The 14112-nt window shown below is 63.2% G+C and carries 14 protein-coding genes and 1 tRNA gene; 3 read left to right on the plus strand and 12 right to left on the minus strand.

Features of this window, described 5'->3' with window-relative positions:
* Window positions 1-45: 45 nt before the first annotated feature.
* The 8 genes from KDW96_RS14545 to rpsU all read right to left on the minus strand — a co-directional run bounded on the left by KDW96_RS14545 (window position 46) and on the right by rpsU (window position 6867).
* Window positions 46-639 carry a hypothetical protein gene (locus tag KDW96_RS14545; protein WP_255836971.1) on the minus strand — a complete coding sequence of 198 codons (594 nt, stop codon included), beginning with the start codon at window positions 637-639 and terminating at the stop codon, window positions 46-48.
* Entirely contained in the window at window positions 636-1385 is a 750-nt protein-coding gene (locus KDW96_RS14550) for a hypothetical protein (protein WP_255836972.1), read from the minus strand. Before KDW96_RS14550 ends, KDW96_RS14545 begins: the two co-directional genes overlap by 4 nt.
* Window positions 1382-1651, minus strand: coding sequence for a hypothetical protein (locus KDW96_RS14555; RefSeq protein WP_255836973.1), 270 nt, complete (start codon window positions 1649-1651; stop codon window positions 1382-1384). The genes KDW96_RS14550 and KDW96_RS14555 overlap by 4 nt, the downstream gene beginning before the upstream one ends.
* Before the next feature lie 11 nt (window positions 1652-1662).
* Window positions 1663-2199 carry a PAAR domain-containing protein gene (locus KDW96_RS14560; RefSeq protein ID WP_255836974.1) on the minus strand — a complete coding sequence of 179 codons (537 nt, stop codon included), beginning with the start codon at window positions 2197-2199 and terminating at the stop codon, window positions 1663-1665.
* Between the two features lie 173 nt (window positions 2200-2372).
* A tRNA-Ile gene (locus KDW96_RS14565) sits at window positions 2373-2449 on the minus strand.
* Window positions 2450-2611: 162 nt separating this feature from the next.
* Window positions 2612-4462 (minus strand): RNA polymerase sigma factor RpoD, encoded by a 1851-nt coding sequence (gene rpoD, locus KDW96_RS14570; RefSeq protein WP_255836975.1) that lies wholly within the window; start codon window positions 4460-4462, stop codon window positions 2612-2614.
* 67 nt (window positions 4463-4529) lie between these two features.
* Window positions 4530-6491, minus strand: coding sequence for a DNA primase (gene dnaG, locus KDW96_RS14575; protein ID WP_255836976.1), 1962 nt, complete (start codon window positions 6489-6491; stop codon window positions 4530-4532).
* A gap of 160 nt (window positions 6492-6651) precedes the next feature.
* Entirely contained in the window at window positions 6652-6867 is a 216-nt protein-coding gene (gene rpsU, locus KDW96_RS14580) for a 30S ribosomal protein S21 (RefSeq protein ID WP_058068915.1), read from the minus strand.
* Window positions 6868-7074: 207 nt separating this feature from the next.
* Here rpsU and tsaD point away from each other — a divergent pair, with 207 nt between their 5' ends.
* Window positions 7075-8100: a tRNA (adenosine(37)-N6)-threonylcarbamoyltransferase complex transferase subunit TsaD gene (tsaD, locus tag KDW96_RS14585; protein ID WP_255840532.1), complete on the plus strand. Its 1026-nt coding sequence runs from the start codon at window positions 7075-7077 to the stop codon at window positions 8098-8100.
* Between the two features lie 43 nt (window positions 8101-8143).
* Here tsaD and plsY read toward each other — a convergent pair whose 3' ends face one another.
* Window positions 8144-8713, minus strand: coding sequence for a glycerol-3-phosphate 1-O-acyltransferase PlsY (plsY, locus tag KDW96_RS14590; protein WP_255836977.1), 570 nt, complete (start codon window positions 8711-8713; stop codon window positions 8144-8146).
* Between the two features lie 210 nt (window positions 8714-8923).
* On the opposite strand from plsY, the gene folB reads away from it, so the two are divergent.
* Together folB and folK are read left to right on the plus strand one after the other, a co-directional pair.
* The gene (gene folB, locus KDW96_RS14595; protein WP_255836978.1) at window positions 8924-9280 is read left to right on the plus strand and encodes a dihydroneopterin aldolase; all 357 of its coding nucleotides are present in this window, start codon (window positions 8924-8926) and stop codon (window positions 9278-9280) included.
* The gene (gene folK / locus KDW96_RS14600) at window positions 9271-9810 is read left to right on the plus strand and encodes a 2-amino-4-hydroxy-6-hydroxymethyldihydropteridine diphosphokinase (RefSeq protein WP_255836979.1); all 540 of its coding nucleotides are present in this window, start codon (window positions 9271-9273) and stop codon (window positions 9808-9810) included. Before folB ends, folK begins: the two co-directional genes overlap by 10 nt.
* Before the next feature lie 20 nt (window positions 9811-9830).
* Here the strand turns inward: folK and KDW96_RS14605 are convergent, their stop codons facing one another.
* From KDW96_RS14605 to KDW96_RS14615, 3 genes are all read right to left on the minus strand, one after another.
* Entirely contained in the window at window positions 9831-11060 is a 1230-nt protein-coding gene (locus KDW96_RS14605) for a multifunctional CCA addition/repair protein (protein ID WP_255836980.1), read from the minus strand.
* 144 nt (window positions 11061-11204) lie between these two features.
* Entirely contained in the window at window positions 11205-12791 is a 1587-nt protein-coding gene (locus tag KDW96_RS14610) for a SpoVR family protein (RefSeq protein ID WP_255836981.1), read from the minus strand.
* Window positions 12788-14059: a YeaH/YhbH family protein gene (locus KDW96_RS14615; protein WP_255836982.1), complete on the minus strand. Its 1272-nt coding sequence runs from the start codon at window positions 14057-14059 to the stop codon at window positions 12788-12790. Before KDW96_RS14615 ends, KDW96_RS14610 begins: the two co-directional genes overlap by 4 nt.
* Window positions 14060-14112: the final 53 nt, after the last annotated feature.

Genomic DNA, 14112 nt, shown 5'->3' on the forward strand with positions numbered 1-14112 from the left:
GTGGTGCAGCTGACAGCGTACTGGCGGAGGCGCTAGGTGCGGCTGTCAGAGCGCCTTGCGTTCGTTTTCTGCTATTTCGGCAAAGGCCTTTCGATGTTCGGCCTGGGAGGCGTAGTCGCCGCTTATTTCTTTGACGTATTTGCCAGTGAGGTTGGCGCCGGTCTGGGCATCGCGGGAAAAGGTGATCACGAAACGTCTGCCGGCTAGTTCCAGATAGAGGTAGTAGTAGTCCTCGGGTTTGTTGGGCTCGGCGAAGGCGCTGTAGGCATAGCGGATGCGCCGGCTTAGGTCCGGTGGGTTGTCGATCAGCATCGACCTATCAAATTCCGGGTATTCATCCCGCAGCTCACTACTGGCGATCAGGGGCAGCTCAGCGTATTGAGCCGCGGTAAAGGGCAGCGGCCTGCTGCGCAGCATGGTGACATTGCTGGCCCCACCATCGGCTTCGATACTGCGCGGTTTGTACATGCCTTCGGCAAACCAACGGCTGGCATCGAACATCTCTTCGATTTCGAAGCCGCCGTAATACATCATGACTTTCTTGGGCATCTCGCCCTCCTTGGCATTCAGATAGAGCCCCATTGCCAAGCTGGCGGCCAGGACAATGCTCAATAGCAGTGGCGTGTTCAAACGCCTCATAGCGGTTTGTATTCCCGCAGGGTGGCAGGCACCCCGGTGGGCGAGTCTCCGGCACGTACGGGGCGAACCGCGCCTTCTGCGTCCAATGGGTAGCCTATGGATTGAGCATACTCATCGCGACAATTGGCATGTCGTACCAGCGCCTCATCCTCCGCCTTGGCGTTTTTGATTGGAGGCGTCGGCGGGGGTTCGTTAGGCAGTTGGGCGTTGGCGTCATTGCTCGCCTTTCGGTGTGCGACTAGGCGCCTCTGATAGTCGCTGAGCCGGCGTCTGTATGCCTTCATTGCTTGTGCGTCGGCGCTGACTTTGTCACGGGCGCTAGCAAGCCCTTCCCGGTCGCTGTCATTACCGTAGGTCTGGTCATAATTGCTGCGCCGTGGGAACGCCCAAACAGAGGTCCGCGCGGTGTTGGCGATCAGCTGCGCCAGACTCTTCTCGTACGGCGGGTCTTCGTCCTCGCTGACGTGAACGTCGGCATGAATGCCCAGGCCGGTACGGCAGGCGTAGGAGTAGATCTTGCCGCTCAGGTCGAAGGCTTCTGGTTTGAGCATCAGGGCTTGGGCATCGCGCATGCGGTAGTGGTCGGCCTTGTCGAGTTCGTAACCAAACTTGACGGTGCCGAACAGGTCGAGCTGCTTGATCTCGCGCTTCTTGCTGATGCGCAGGTTGATGAAGTCGAGCAGATGGGCGATGGAGTCCAGTTCTCGGTACTTGGCGCCATAGCGGGTTTCGACCACTTCCTTCACAGCATCGAGCAGGGGCGCTCGTAGTCTTCGGTGAAGATCAAAAAAATGCGCTGGGTGGCATCGTTGGCGCTTGCGGGCGGGTAAAGGCGAACTTGCCGGATGCCCTGGTTGATAAAGCGCATCGTGTTGCCTTTCTGCCCCCGCAGCCTTTCCACCAGGGTCATATGCGATGCACCGACCACGGTGATGAAGTCGCGCTGAAGCGAAATAGGGATCTGTTGAATGGCGTGCTGGGCGCTGGTTCTGCCCTGGTGAGGTGCTGTCATCGCATCCGTCCTTAGAAGCTAATGCCCTTTTGCTTGAGGTAATTGGCCGCATCCCGGCCCCAGCGAACGACCACGGATTGAGGGTCTTTGGTGAATACCCGCTCGGTATTGGCGTAGCCATTGGTGCAACCGACAAAGCGCTGGCCATCGGCGCACTCCACGCAATACAGCGCGTCTTCGACGGGCTGGCCACTGCTGCTGTCTATCAGCTGGTACTGCTCACTGTGCCTGGGCAGGATCTGCGGCGCGGAGAATGGCGCGCTGCCCGATTGGGTGCCGACCAGTACATCGCCCGAGCCGGTGACGATGACCCCGCCATGGGAGGTGGCGCTACCCAGAAAGGCGATGGGTTTGCCATTGACCAGAATGCTGCCGATGCCCTCGGCGACGGCATCGCCACAGGCCGTGCTATCACCGACCCGCAGGGTGGGCAGGGTGGGCAGGGTGTTGATCAGTACGTCCGGTGAACCGCTGGTGGTGGGATTGGTGCCATGCCCGGGAATGGGGCAGGCATTTAGATCGCTTAGACGGGAAGCGGGTTTTGCCATGGCTGACGTCCTTGTGCCTGGAAACTGCTCATTCTGAACGGCATGGGAGCTTGGCGATGTGGCCAAGTTCACTTCTTCGCGCAGCTTGGAAGCATTCAGCCCCACCGGAGCGTCCTGGGCTGGCATGTTTTGTTGCGGGCATGAAAAAACCGCGCATTGCGCGGCTTTAAAGGTGGTGGGCCCACACGGACTCGAACCGTGGACCAAAGGATTATGAGTCCTCTGCTCTAACCAACTGAGCTATAGGCCCCCAGAAGGCCGGCGGATTATACCGGGGCCTTTACGGCAGCGCCAACCGAATGACTCTGCAGGAGAAATCGCCAGGAGCAGCTATCTCTCAGAAAGGCTTGGTGACTTGCTGGTGATATGTGGCGCAAAGCAAAACCCCCGGTTTGGGCCGGGGGTTTTGCTGTTACTCGTCGAGGAAGGAGCGCAGGTGCTCGCTTCTCGTCGGGTGGCGCAGTTTGCGCAACGCCTTGGCTTCGATCTGGCGGATCCGCTCGCGGGTGACATCGAACTGCTTGCCGACTTCCTCGAGGGTGTGGTCGGTGTTCATGTCGATGCCGAAACGCATGCGCAATACCTTGGCTTCGCGAGCGGTGAGCCCGGCCAGTACTTCGCGGGTGGCTTCCTTGAGGCTTTCCACGGTCGCCACGTCGATCGGCGATTGCATGGTCGAGTCCTCGATGAAGTCGCCCAGGTGCGAGTCTTCGTCGTCGCCGATCGGCGTCTCCATGGAGATCGGCTCTTTGGCGATCTTCAATACCTTGCGGATCTTGTCCTCGGGCATTTCCATGCGCTCGCCCAGCTCTTCCGGGGTCGGCTCGCGACCCATCTCCTGCAACATCTGCCGGGAGATGCGGTTGAGCTTGTTGATCGTCTCGATCATGTGCACCGGGATACGGATGGTGCGCGCCTGGTCGGCGATCGAGCGGGTGATCGCCTGGCGGATCCACCAGGTGGCGTAGGTCGAGAACTTGTAGCCGCGGCGGTACTCGAACTTGTCCACCGCCTTCATCAGGCCGATGTTGCCTTCCTGAATCAGGTCGAGGAACTGCAGGCCGCGGTTGGTGTACTTCTTGGCGATGGAGATCACCAGGCGCAGGTTGGCCTCGACCATCTCCTTCTTCGCTCGGCGGGCTTTCGCTTCGCCGATCGACATGCGCCGGTTGATGTCCTTGATCTCGGCCAGGGTCAGGTCGCACTCGGCTTCCAGGGCAACCAGCTTCTGCTGGCAACGCTGGATGTCGGCCTGCAGGTTGCCGATGGCTTCGGCGTACTTGCCCTTGCCCTTGGCCAGTTGCTCGGCCCAGGTCGGATCGACTTCGTTGCCCGGGAACAGGCGCAGGAAGTCGGCGCGCGGCATGCGAGCGTCACGTACGCACAGCTGCATGATGGCGCGTTCCTGGGCGCGCAGGCGCTCCAGTGCGCTGCGCACACGCACGACCAGGGCGTCGTACTGCTTGGGCACCAGCTTGATCGGCATGAACAGATCGGCCAGCTCGCGCAGCTCGGCGATCGCCTGCTTGCTGCTGCGGCCGTGCTTTTTCAGGGCCTTGTTGGCCTTGTCCAGCTGCTCGGTCACTGCGGTGAAGCGGCGCAGGGCCTCTTCCGGGTCCGGTCCGCCGTCGCCTTCGTCTTCGTCGTCGCTGCTGTCGTCGTCATTCTCGTCGTCGTCATCGCTGTCGGCGGCGGCTGCTCCGTCCTTGGCCGGTACAGGTGCGGCGGCTTCGGCAGGCACGCTGCCGTCGTCCGGATCGATGTAGCCGTTGAGTACTTCAACCAGGCGGCCACCCTCGGTGGTCACCCGGTTGTACTCGGCGAGAATGCTGTCGACGGTGCCGGGGAAGTGAGCGATGGCGCTCATCACCTCGCGGATGCCTTCCTCGATGCGCTTGGCGATTTCGATCTCGCCTTCGCGGGTCAGCAGCTCCACGGTACCCATTTCACGCATGTACATGCGCACCGGGTCGGTGGTGCGGCCAATGTCGGTCTCAACGGCGGCGAGTGCGGCGGCAGCCTCCTCGGCGGCGGCTTCGTCGGTGTCGGCCTCGGCCAACAACAGGGCGTCCGCATCCGGAGCACTCTCGAATACGTTGATCCCCATGTCGTTGATCATGCGGATGATGTCTTCCACCTGTTCCGGATCGGAAATATCCTCCGGCAGGTGGTCGTTGACCTCCGCGTACGTCAGGTAACCCTGCTCGCGACCGCGGCTGATCAATTCTTTCAAACGAGATTGCTGTTGCGCTTTTACGGACATAACACCCTATCCACTGAAGGTCTTGGCGGGCTAAAAACAAGCCGCGGATTATACCCGAATAAGACCCTTACGCGCCAGTTGGGCTCGGGACTACTGGTGATGTATTACGGCTCAGCAGTTTGCGCAGCAGGTCTTTCTCCTCTGCGCTCAATTCACTTTGACGGGCTTTGCGCAGCAAATGTTCCAAGCTGCGCTCGCGTTGGCGGGCTACTAGGGTAGTTATAGTGTCGAAAAACTGTTGTTCAAGGTTGTCCGCGGAAATCAGCCACTCTTTTTCCGCCAGGGCCCGCAGTAGACGGCCCTGTTCGGTGCCGTGCCAGCGTGCGATCAGCTGCAGCGAGCGCAGTTTCGGGTTCTTCTGCAGGGCGCCGAGCAGGGCCACCAGCAGCTGCGCGTAGGTGTCGTCTTCCGCGGCGAAGTGGCTGACATCCTCGACTTTCTGCGCCAGCTCGGGATGGTGCAGCAGGGTGCGCAGGGCGCTCAGGTGCGGCGATTCGACGCTGACGGCGGTGCGTGGCGCCCGTGGCTGGTCGTCGCCGCGGCCGTACTTGTTCCATTTCTTGCCGTCCTTCTTCCACTCACCCTTGCCCTTCTTGCCGCGCTCGAAGCCTGGTGCCGGGCTGGGCTGGGCGTACTCCTCGTAGCTGGGCGGGACGTCGTGATAGGCGCTATCGGGAATGTCCGGGTAGTCCGGGTAGTGGCTTGGCGCTGCGCTCGGGCCGGCGGCTGGCGTCATCTGCTGCATGGCTTCGCCACTGAGGCCGGTGATCTCGGTGAGGCGCTGGCGCATCAGGGTGCGCAGGTTGTTGCCGGGAATCTTGTCGATCAGCGGGGCGGCCAGGGTCACCAGGTGCGCCTTGCCTTCCAGTGAGCGCGGGTCGGCTTCTTCGCTGAGCTGCTGGAAGAAATAGTCGGCCAGGGGCTGGGCGTGCTGGTTGATGCGGGCGCGGAAGGCGTCGGTGCCTTCGCTGCGTACCAGGGTGTCCGGGTCTTCGCCGTCCGGCAGGAACAGGAAGCGCGCGCGCCGTCCGTCCTGCAGGTTGGGCAGGGTGGCTTCCAGGGCGCGCCAGGCGGCGTTGCGGCCGGCCTGGTCGCCGTCGAAGCAGAACAGCACGCTGGGCACCAGGCGGAACAGGCGCTTGAGGTGCTCTTCGCTGGTGGCGGTGCCGAGGGTGGCGACGGCATTGCGCAGGCCCTGCTGGGCCAGGGCGATGACATCCATGTAGCCCTCGACCACCATGATCTCCTCGAGGTCGCGGTTGCTCTTGCGCGCCTCGAACAGGCCGTAGAGCTCCTGACCCTTGTGGAATACCGGGGTTTCCGGCGAGTTCAGGTACTTGGGCTTGTCGTCGACGAGCACCCGGCCGCCGAAGGCGATGACCCGGCCGCGGCTGTCGCGGATCGGGAAGATCACCCGATCGCGGAAGCGGTCGTAACGCTTGCCGCTGTCGGTGTTCTCCACCAGCAGGCCGGCGTCGATCATCGCCTTCTGCTGCAGGCTGTCGCTGGCCAGGTGCTTGAGCAGGTTGTCCCAGCCCGGCGGGGCGAAGCCCAGGCCGAAGTCGCGGGCGATCTCGCCGGACAGGCCGCGGCCTTTCAGGTAATCCACGGCCGCTCGGCGCTGCGGGTGGCTTTTCAGGGCCTGGCGGTAGAAATCGGCTGCTGCCGTCAGCAGCGGGTAGAGCGGCGAGTCGGTCGGTTGCCGGGGTTTGCTGCTGCGTCCGCCTTCCTCGCGCGGGACTTCCATGCCGGCGCGCTTGGCCAGGTCCTCGACCGCCTGGGGAAATTCCAGCTGGTCGTGATCCATGACGAAGCCCAGGGCATTGCCGCCGGCGCCGCAGCCGAAGCAATAGTAGAACTGCTTATCCGGGCTGACGCTGAAGGACGGGGTCTTCTCTTTATGGAAGGGGCAGCAGGCGGTGTAGTTCTTGCCGGCTTTTTTCAGCTGAATGCGCGCACCGACCACCTCGACGATGTCGGTGCGGTTGAGCAGGTCATCGATAAAAGACTGTGGGATCAGGCCGGCCATAGGCGCTCAGGGTACTGCCGTGTGGGGCGGCTGGACAGGTTTTGACAGTAACGAAAAAACTCCGGCCATTCGCCGGAAGGCGAAGCGGAGTGCTGGGCTATAAATGCAAAGCCCGGCAAAAGCCGGGCGCTGCTGACTGCTGCGAGGCGGTCCGTACTGATTAGTACAGGCGCACGCTGCGGCGCTGCTCGCGCTGCACTTTCTTGGCGTGACGCTTAACAGCGGCAGCGGCCTTGCGCTTACGCTCTGCGGTCGGCTTCTCGTAGAATTCGCGGCTACGAACTTCGGCCAGAATGCCGGCTTTTTCGCAGGAGCGCTTGAAACGACGCAGAGCTACGTCGAAGGGTTCGTTCTCTTTAACTTTGACGGCTGGCATCCAGGGCGTACCTTCTTTATTACCGGTTTGGGTAACGTACTCCTGGCAGATGGCGCGGGAGGACGTAGGTTTTTAAGGGTTGCGGATGTTACCGCCTCATCGCCCTGAATGCAAAGCCTCTGATCGAAAAGCGCTGGTCGGCCTCCGCAGCTGCCTATTATTATGCGCGGCTTCGAGATCATGACCCCACAAATCAAGGCGCTGCCCATGCTGGTACTGGGATTGGAAACCTCCTGCGACGAGACCGGTGTCGCGCTCTACGACAGCGAGCGCGGCCTGCTGGCCGATGCGCTGTTCAGTCAGATCGACCTGCACCGCATCTATGGCGGGGTGGTGCCCGAGCTGGCCTCGCGCGATCACGTCAAACGCATGCTGCCGTTGATCCGCGAGGTCATGGCCGAGGCCGGCTGTACCTCCGGCGACATCGACGCGATTGCCTACACCGCCGGCCCCGGCCTGGTTGGCGCCCTGCTGGTTGGTGCCTCCTGCGCCCAGGCCCTGGCCTATGCCTGGGACATCCCGGCCCTTGGCGTGCACCACATGGAGGGGCACCTGCTGGCGCCGATGCTGGAGGCGCAGCCGCCGAGCTTTCCGTTCGTCGCCTTGCTGGTGTCCGGCGGCCACACCCAGCTGGTGCGGGTCGACGGCATCGGTGAATACCAGCTGTTGGGCGAGTCGCTCGACGATGCGGCCGGCGAAGCCTTCGACAAGACCGCCAAGCTGATGGGCTTGCGCTACCCGGGCGGGCCGGAGATCGCCCGCCTGGCCGAGCACGGCACGCCGGGGCGCTTTACCTTCCCCCGGCCCATGACCGATCGGCCGGGCCTGGACTTCAGTTTCAGCGGACTCAAGACCTTCACCCTGAATACCTGGCAGCAGTGCCGCGATGCTGGGGATGACGGCGAGCAGACCCGTTGTGACATCGCCTTGGCATTCCAGCAGGCGGTGGTCGACACCCTCACCATCAAATGTCGCCGGGCGCTCAAGCAAACGGGCCTGAGCAGCCTGGTGATCGCCGGCGGCGTCAGTGCCAACAAGGCCCTGCGTGAATCCCTGGAGAGCATGCTCGGAGCGCTCAACGGGCAGGTGTTCTACGCGCGCCCGGCCTTCTGCACCGATAACGGCGCGATGATCGCCTATGCGGGCTGTCAGCGACTCAAGGCCGGTCAGCGCGAGGGGTTGAGCATCTCGGTGCACGCGCGCTGGCCGATGGAGCGTTTGCCCGCGCTCTAGCGTCCGGACTGGGATGGGATGGCCGTGCGGTTGAGTTGGCGCGTCAGAAGTGCCGCTCGCGACCGGCGAACAGGTCGCGCAGGTTGCCGCGATGACGCCAGACCACCAGGGCGGTCAGTACGCTGACCGGCAGCAGCGCCGCCGGTTGCTGCCAGGCGAGCAGCGGCAGGGTCAGCGGGGTGGCGATGAGCGCCGCCAGGGAGCTGGTGCGGGTCAGGACGAAGGTCAGCAGCCAGGCTGCGATCGCCAGGACGGCGGCGGGCACATAGAGGCCCAGCAGCATGCCGGCAGAGGTGGCGACGCCCTTGCCGCCGCTGAAGCGAAAATAAAGGGGGTAGAGGTGGCCGATCACCGCGGCGAGACCGACCCAGGCCTGCTGTTGCAGGCCGAGGCCCAGCAGCTTGGCGAGCAGCACCGGTAGCAGGCCCTTGAGCAGGTCGCCGAGGAGGGTCAGCACTGCCAGGCGCTTGCCCGCGACGCGCAACATGTTGGTGGCGCCGGGGTTGCCGGAGCCACTGGCGCGCGGGTCCGGTCCCCCTGCCACGCGGCTGAGCACGATGGCGAAGGACAGCGAGCCCAGCAGGTAGGCGAGGACCGCCAGCAGCCAAAACATGGTATCCATTCCGCGGCGAGGGAAGGGGTGATTCTACAGGCCGCTGCCGCCGGTAGCGAGCGAGGGCTTTGGGGCTGGGCGGTGCGCCGCTGCAGTGTGCGTCGTAAATGGACATTCGAGTCCGTTATCAATGCCGTATAGTCCTGCGCAACGACCGTGCGCGGGGCGTCGGCCCGGTGTCGCGGCCATGCCGCGCTGTGGAGAAAGTGCTTGGACATAGTGTTTATCGAGGGGCTGGAAGTCGACACGGTGATCGGTGCCTACGACTGGGAGCGCACCATTCGCCAATGCTTGCGCCTGGACCTGTACCTGGGCTGGGACAATCGCCCCGCCGCGGCAGGCGATGACCTGAACAAGGCGCTGGACTACGCGGCGGTGTCGGCCCGGGTCCAGGCCTATGTGGGCGAGGCGCAGTTCATTCTGGTGGAAACCCTGGCCGAGCGCGTGGCCGAGCTGCTGATGGCCGAGTTCCAGATACCCTGGTTGCGCATCAAGCTGACCAAGCCCGGCGCGGTGCCTGCGGCGGCGGGCGGGGTCGGCGTGGAGATCGAGCGCGGATGTCGCTGACCCCGGTATTTCTCGGTCTCGGTAGCAATATCGAGCGTGAAGCCCATCTGTGCGCAGGTCTCGACGCGTTGGCTGCTGTGCTTCGCGATATGCGTTGCTCGCCGGTGTTCGAGAGTCATGCGGTGGGGATCAAAAGCGGCCCCTTCTTCAATCTGGTGGTCACTGGTTTCAGCGAGCTGCCGCTGGGCGAGCTGGATCGGCGCTTGAAATTCATCGAGGCGGACAACGGTCGTTATGCGCCAGAGCGCAAGGGCCTGCCCCTGGATATCGATGTGCTTCTCTACGGCGATCAGGTCGGCAACTTCGACGGGCTGATCCTGCCGCGCGCGGAAATCCTCAAGAACGCCTTTGTGCTCTGGCCGCTGGCGCTGCTCGCGCCCGAGCTTCGGCACCCCGGCGAACAGCGCTGTATTGCCGATTTGTGGCAGGCGGCGAGCATCGACCAGCAATTGTGGCCGGTCGCCTTCCAATGGCACGGCCGTGAGCTGACCCCGCCCTCTCTGCTCAATACCTCCCTGCCGAGGGCATAGCGGGCGCAGATTGCGCTGGTTCAGGCGGCCGTGCGCGCCTTGTATGCCTTGAGTGCCTGCAGGCGCTGTCGCTGCAGCGCCTCGCCCAGCTCGGCGCCCTTGAACCCCTGCTCCAGCAACGGCTGCACAGCGACCTCGCGGGCCACCTGCATGGCGCCGCGCAGGTAGTCCGCTTGCGGGTAAGTGCGCTGTTCCAGGCCGTCGCGGCCGCGGGCATCCATCTCGCAGGCGGCGATGAATTCCTCGAAACGCTGCGGACGCCTGTACACGTCGAAGCTGTGCAGCAGCTCGAGCAGAGTCGAGGCCTTGAGTTCCAATGCTCGATGGCCGTGGGTGTGGTATTCGCCCACCAATAGGGCCAGTTCCTGACAGTCCTTCGGCGCTTTGCAACGCTGGTTGATCGAGCGGATCGACGGCAGGCCGCGTTGCTCGTGGGCGATATGCCGTGGCCACTGATCGGGTGGCGTCAGGCCTTTGCCGACGTCATGCAGCAGGCAGGCCCAGCGTACCGTCAGTGGCTGCTGATGCTCGGCGCACTGGCGCAGTACGCTGAGCACATGCACGCCGGTATCGATCTCCGGATGATGGGCTTCCGGCTGGGGGACGCCGAACAGGGCATTCACTTCCGGCAGCAGTGCTGCGAGTGCGCCACAGTCGCGCAACACCTGGATAAAGACATCGGGCCTTGGCTCGAGCAGGGCGCGGGAAATTTCCTTCCAGCTGCGCTCGGGGGTCAGGGCGGACAGCTCGCCGGACTCGCTGAGCCTGCGCATCAGCTCGAGGGTTTCCTCGGCTACGGAGAAGCCGTCAGGGGCGTAGCGGGCCGCGAATCGCGCCACCCGCAGCACCCGCAAGGGGTCTTCGGCAAAGGCCGGGGAGACATGGCGCAACAGGCGCGCGGCGAGATCGCGCTGGCCACCGTGGGGGTCGATCAGGCGGCCCTGGTCGTCCTCGGCCATGGCATTGACCGTCAGGTCGCGGCGGATCAGGTCTTCTTCGAGGGTCACGTCCGGGCTGGCATAGAAGGTAAAGCCGCCATAGCCGCGACCGCTCTTGCGTTCGGTGCGAGCCAGGGCGTACTCCTCGCCGGTCTGCGGGTGCAGGAACACCGGGAAGTCCGCCCCCACCGGGCGAAACCCCTGATCCAGCATTTGTTCGGCCGTGGCGCCTACCACCACCCAGTCGATTTCCTCGACCTTACGCCCCAACAGGCGGTCGCGTACCGCGCCGCCCACTTTGTAGATCTGCATGCCTACCTCCGTTGCCGCAGAGGATAGCGGCTGGGATGGCAGATGGGGAAAGGCTTATTGTCGAGCACTCGGTGCGGGTGCGCTATGGCCACTCAGGGCGGACGGCCGGATAGCACCAGCCGCCCGGGGGCGGCTGAACGCCGTTCAGATCGGCGGGATGACCAGGTCGAGGCGCGGGTAGTCGCCTTCCTGCTCGGACTCGCCCTTGGGCGGCACGTGATGGGTTTCGATCAACTGGTCGCCCTGGAAACTCTCCAGGTGGATGTCGAAGCCCCACAGGCGGTGCAGGTGCTTCATCACCTCCTCGGTGGAGCTGCCCAGCGGTTTGCGATCATGCTGCTGGTGGCGCAGGGTCAGGGAGCGGTCGCCGCGGCGGTCGATGCTCCAGATCTGCACGTTGGGCTCGCGGTTGCCGAGGTTGTACTGGGCGGCCAGGGTCTCGCGGATGATGTTGTAGCCGGATTCGTCATGGATGGCCGGCACCACCAGTTCGTCCTTCTGGTCATCGTCGAGGACGCTGAACAGCTTGAGGTCGCGAATCACCTTGGGCGACAGGTACTGCAGGATGAAGCTTTCGTCCTTGAAGCTCTTCATGGCAAATTTCAGGGTACTCAGCCAATCGCTGCCGGCGATGTCGGGAAACCAGCGGCGGTCCTCCTCGGTCGGCTCCTCGCAGATCCGGCGGATATCGCGATACATGGCGAAGCCCAGGGTGTAGGGGTTGATGCCGCTGTAGTAGGGGCTGTCGAAGGGCGGCTGGTAGATCACGCTGGTATGCGACTGCAGGAACTCCAGCACAAAGCCTTCGGTAATCAGGCCTTCGTCATACAGGTCGTTCATCAGGGTGTAATGCCAGAAGCTCGCCCAGCCCTCGTTCATCACCTGGGTCTGGCGCTGCGGATAAAAATACTGGGCGATCTTGCGCACGATGCGGATCACCTCGCGCTGCCAGGGCTCCAGCAGCGGCGCATGCTTTTCCAGGAAGTACAGGATGTTTTCCTGGGGCTCGGCGGGAAAGCGTTTGTTGTCCTGTTCGCTGTCCTTGCTGGCGCCCTTGGGAATGGTGCGCCACAGGTCATTGATCTGCTTCTGCAGGTGCTCTTCGCGCTCCTTCTGGCGGCGCCGCTCTTCTTCGGCGGAGATCGGGTAGGGGCGCTTGTAACGATCGACACCGTAGTTCATCAGGGCGTGGCAGGAGTCGAGCAGGTCCTCCACCGCGTCGATACCGTGGCGCTCCTCGCACTGGGTGATGTACTGCTTGGCAAACACCAGGTAGTCGATGATCGAGCTGGCGTCGGTCCAGGTGCGGAACAGGTAGTTGCCCTTGAAGAAGCTGTTGTGTCCGTAGCAGGCGTGCGCGATCACCAGCGCCTGCATGCACAGGGTGTTCTCTTCCATCAGGTAGGCGATGCAGGGGTCGGAGTTGATCACGATCTCGTAGGCCAGGCCCATCTGCCCGCGCTTGTAGTTCTTCTCGGTGCTTAGGAAGTGTTTGCCGTAGGACCAGTGGTGATAGCCCAGTGGCATGCCCACCGAGGCGTAGGCGTCCATCATCTGCTCGGCGGTGATCACTTCGATCTGGTTGGGGTAGGTGTCCAGCGCATAGCGTTCGGCCAGGCGGCCGATCTCTCGGTCGAAGGCGCGGATCAACTCGAAGGTCCACTCGGAGCCTTTGGCGATCGGTTCTCGGCGCTTCGCGCTGGTGCGGGCTGCATCGTCATAACTGGTCATGTCACGAGCCTCCGCTGGAACAGTTCGCGGAATACCGGGTAGATATCCCCTGCCGAAACCAGCTGTTGCTGGGCAAAGCTTTCCTCGAAGCTTTCGCAGACCTGCTCGTATTCGAACCACAGCGCTTGGTGCTCGCGCGGGGTGATCTCCACGTAAGTGAAGTACTGCACGAATGGCATGATCTGCTTCATCAGGATATCGCGACAGATCGGCGAATCGTCATTCCAGTTGTCGCCGTCCGACGCCTGGGCCCCGTAGATGTTCCACTCGTTGATCGGATAGCGCTCGGCCATGATCTCCTGCATCAGCTTGAGGGCGCTGGAGACGATGGTGCCGCCGGTTTCGCGGGAGTAGAAGAACTCCTCCTCGTCGACCTCCTTGGCGCTGGTGTGATGGCGGATGAACACCACGTCGATCTTGTCGTAGCTGCGCTTGAGAAACAGGTAGAGCAGGATGAAGAAGCGCTTGGCGATATCCTTGGTCGCCTGGGTCATGGAGCCGGAGACGTCCATCAGGCAGAACATCACCGCCTTGGAACTGGGATTCGGTTGCTTGACCAGCAAGTTGTACTTGAGGTCGAAGGTGTCGAGGAACGGCAGGCGGGCGATGTGCGCGCGCAGGCGGGCGATCTCCGTTTCCATGTCCTGGATGTCGCCCAGGTTGTCGGGTTCCTCGAGCTTCAGCCGTTCCAGTTCGGCCAGGGCTTGGCGCAACTTGTTACGGCTGCTGCCCGAAAGGGCGATGCGCCGCGCATGCGCCGAGCGCAAGGTGCGGACGATATTGATCCGCGACGGATTGCCGACATTGCTGATGCCGGCGCGGACGGTTTTGAAGGTGTCGGCGCCGGTTAGGTGACGCTTGACCAGATTGGGCAATTCCAGGTCCTCGAACATGAAGTCGAGGAACTCTTCCTGGGTGATCTGGAAGACGAATTCGTCCATCCCCTCGCCGGTGTTGCTGGCCTTGCCACCCCCCTTGCCGCCGCCACCGCCAGGCGGGCGAGGGATGTGTTCGCCGGCGATGAATTCCTTGTTGCCAGGGTGGACGTTGGTCTGCCGCCCGCCGCGGCCATGGTGCAGCACCGGCTCGTCGATGTCGCGGCCGGGAATGCTGATCTGTTCGCCGTGTTCCATGTCGGTGATGGAGCGGCGGCTGACCGCCTCCTCCACCGCCTTCTTGATGTGGTCACGGTAACGCCGCAGAAAGCGCTGGCGATTCACCGTGCTCTTGTTCTTGCCGCTCAGGCGCCGGTCTATCACATAGCTCATAGGCCCCTCCGGGGAGCTTTGCGCTTCAAGCCAAAAGCTGCAGACGATCCAGG

It is taken from the genome of Pseudomonas benzenivorans, from assembly GCF_024397895.1.
Taxonomy (GTDB): domain Bacteria; phylum Pseudomonadota; class Gammaproteobacteria; order Pseudomonadales; family Pseudomonadaceae; genus Aquipseudomonas; species Aquipseudomonas benzenivorans_A.

Coding starts and splice junctions, on each gene's coding strand:
- dnaG (WP_255836976.1), bottom strand. CDS start 6,491: ATGGCCGGCCTGATCCCACAGTCTTTTATCGATGACCTGCTCAACCGC.
- plsY (WP_255836977.1), bottom strand. CDS start 8,713: ATGTTTTGGCTGCTGGCGGTCCTCGCCTACCTGCTGGGCTCGCTGTCC.
- folK (WP_255836979.1), top strand. CDS start 9,271: ATGTCGCTGACCCCGGTATTTCTCGGTCTCGGTAGCAATATCGAGCGT.
- tsaD (WP_255840532.1), top strand. CDS start 7,075: ATGCTGGTACTGGGATTGGAAACCTCCTGCGACGAGACCGGTGTCGCG.
- KDW96_RS14560 (WP_255836974.1), bottom strand. CDS start 2,199: ATGGCAAAACCCGCTTCCCGTCTAAGCGATCTAAATGCCTGCCCCATT.
- KDW96_RS14610 (WP_255836981.1), bottom strand. CDS start 12,791: ATGACCAGTTATGACGATGCAGCCCGCACCAGCGCGAAGCGCCGAGAA.
- rpsU (WP_058068915.1), bottom strand. CDS start 6,867: ATGCCAGCCGTCAAAGTTAAAGAGAACGAACCCTTCGACGTAGCTCTG.
- rpoD (WP_255836975.1), bottom strand. CDS start 4,462: ATGTCCGTAAAAGCGCAACAGCAATCTCGTTTGAAAGAATTGATCAGC.
- KDW96_RS14605 (WP_255836980.1), bottom strand. CDS start 11,060: ATGCAGATCTACAAAGTGGGCGGCGCGGTACGCGACCGCCTGTTGGGG.
- KDW96_RS14545 (WP_255836971.1), bottom strand. CDS start 639: ATGAGGCGTTTGAACACGCCACTGCTATTGAGCATTGTCCTGGCCGCC.
- KDW96_RS14555 (WP_255836973.1), bottom strand. CDS start 1,651: ATGACAGCACCTCACCAGGGCAGAACCAGCGCCCAGCACGCCATTCAA.
- KDW96_RS14615 (WP_255836982.1), bottom strand. CDS start 14,059: ATGAGCTATGTGATAGACCGGCGCCTGAGCGGCAAGAACAAGAGCACG.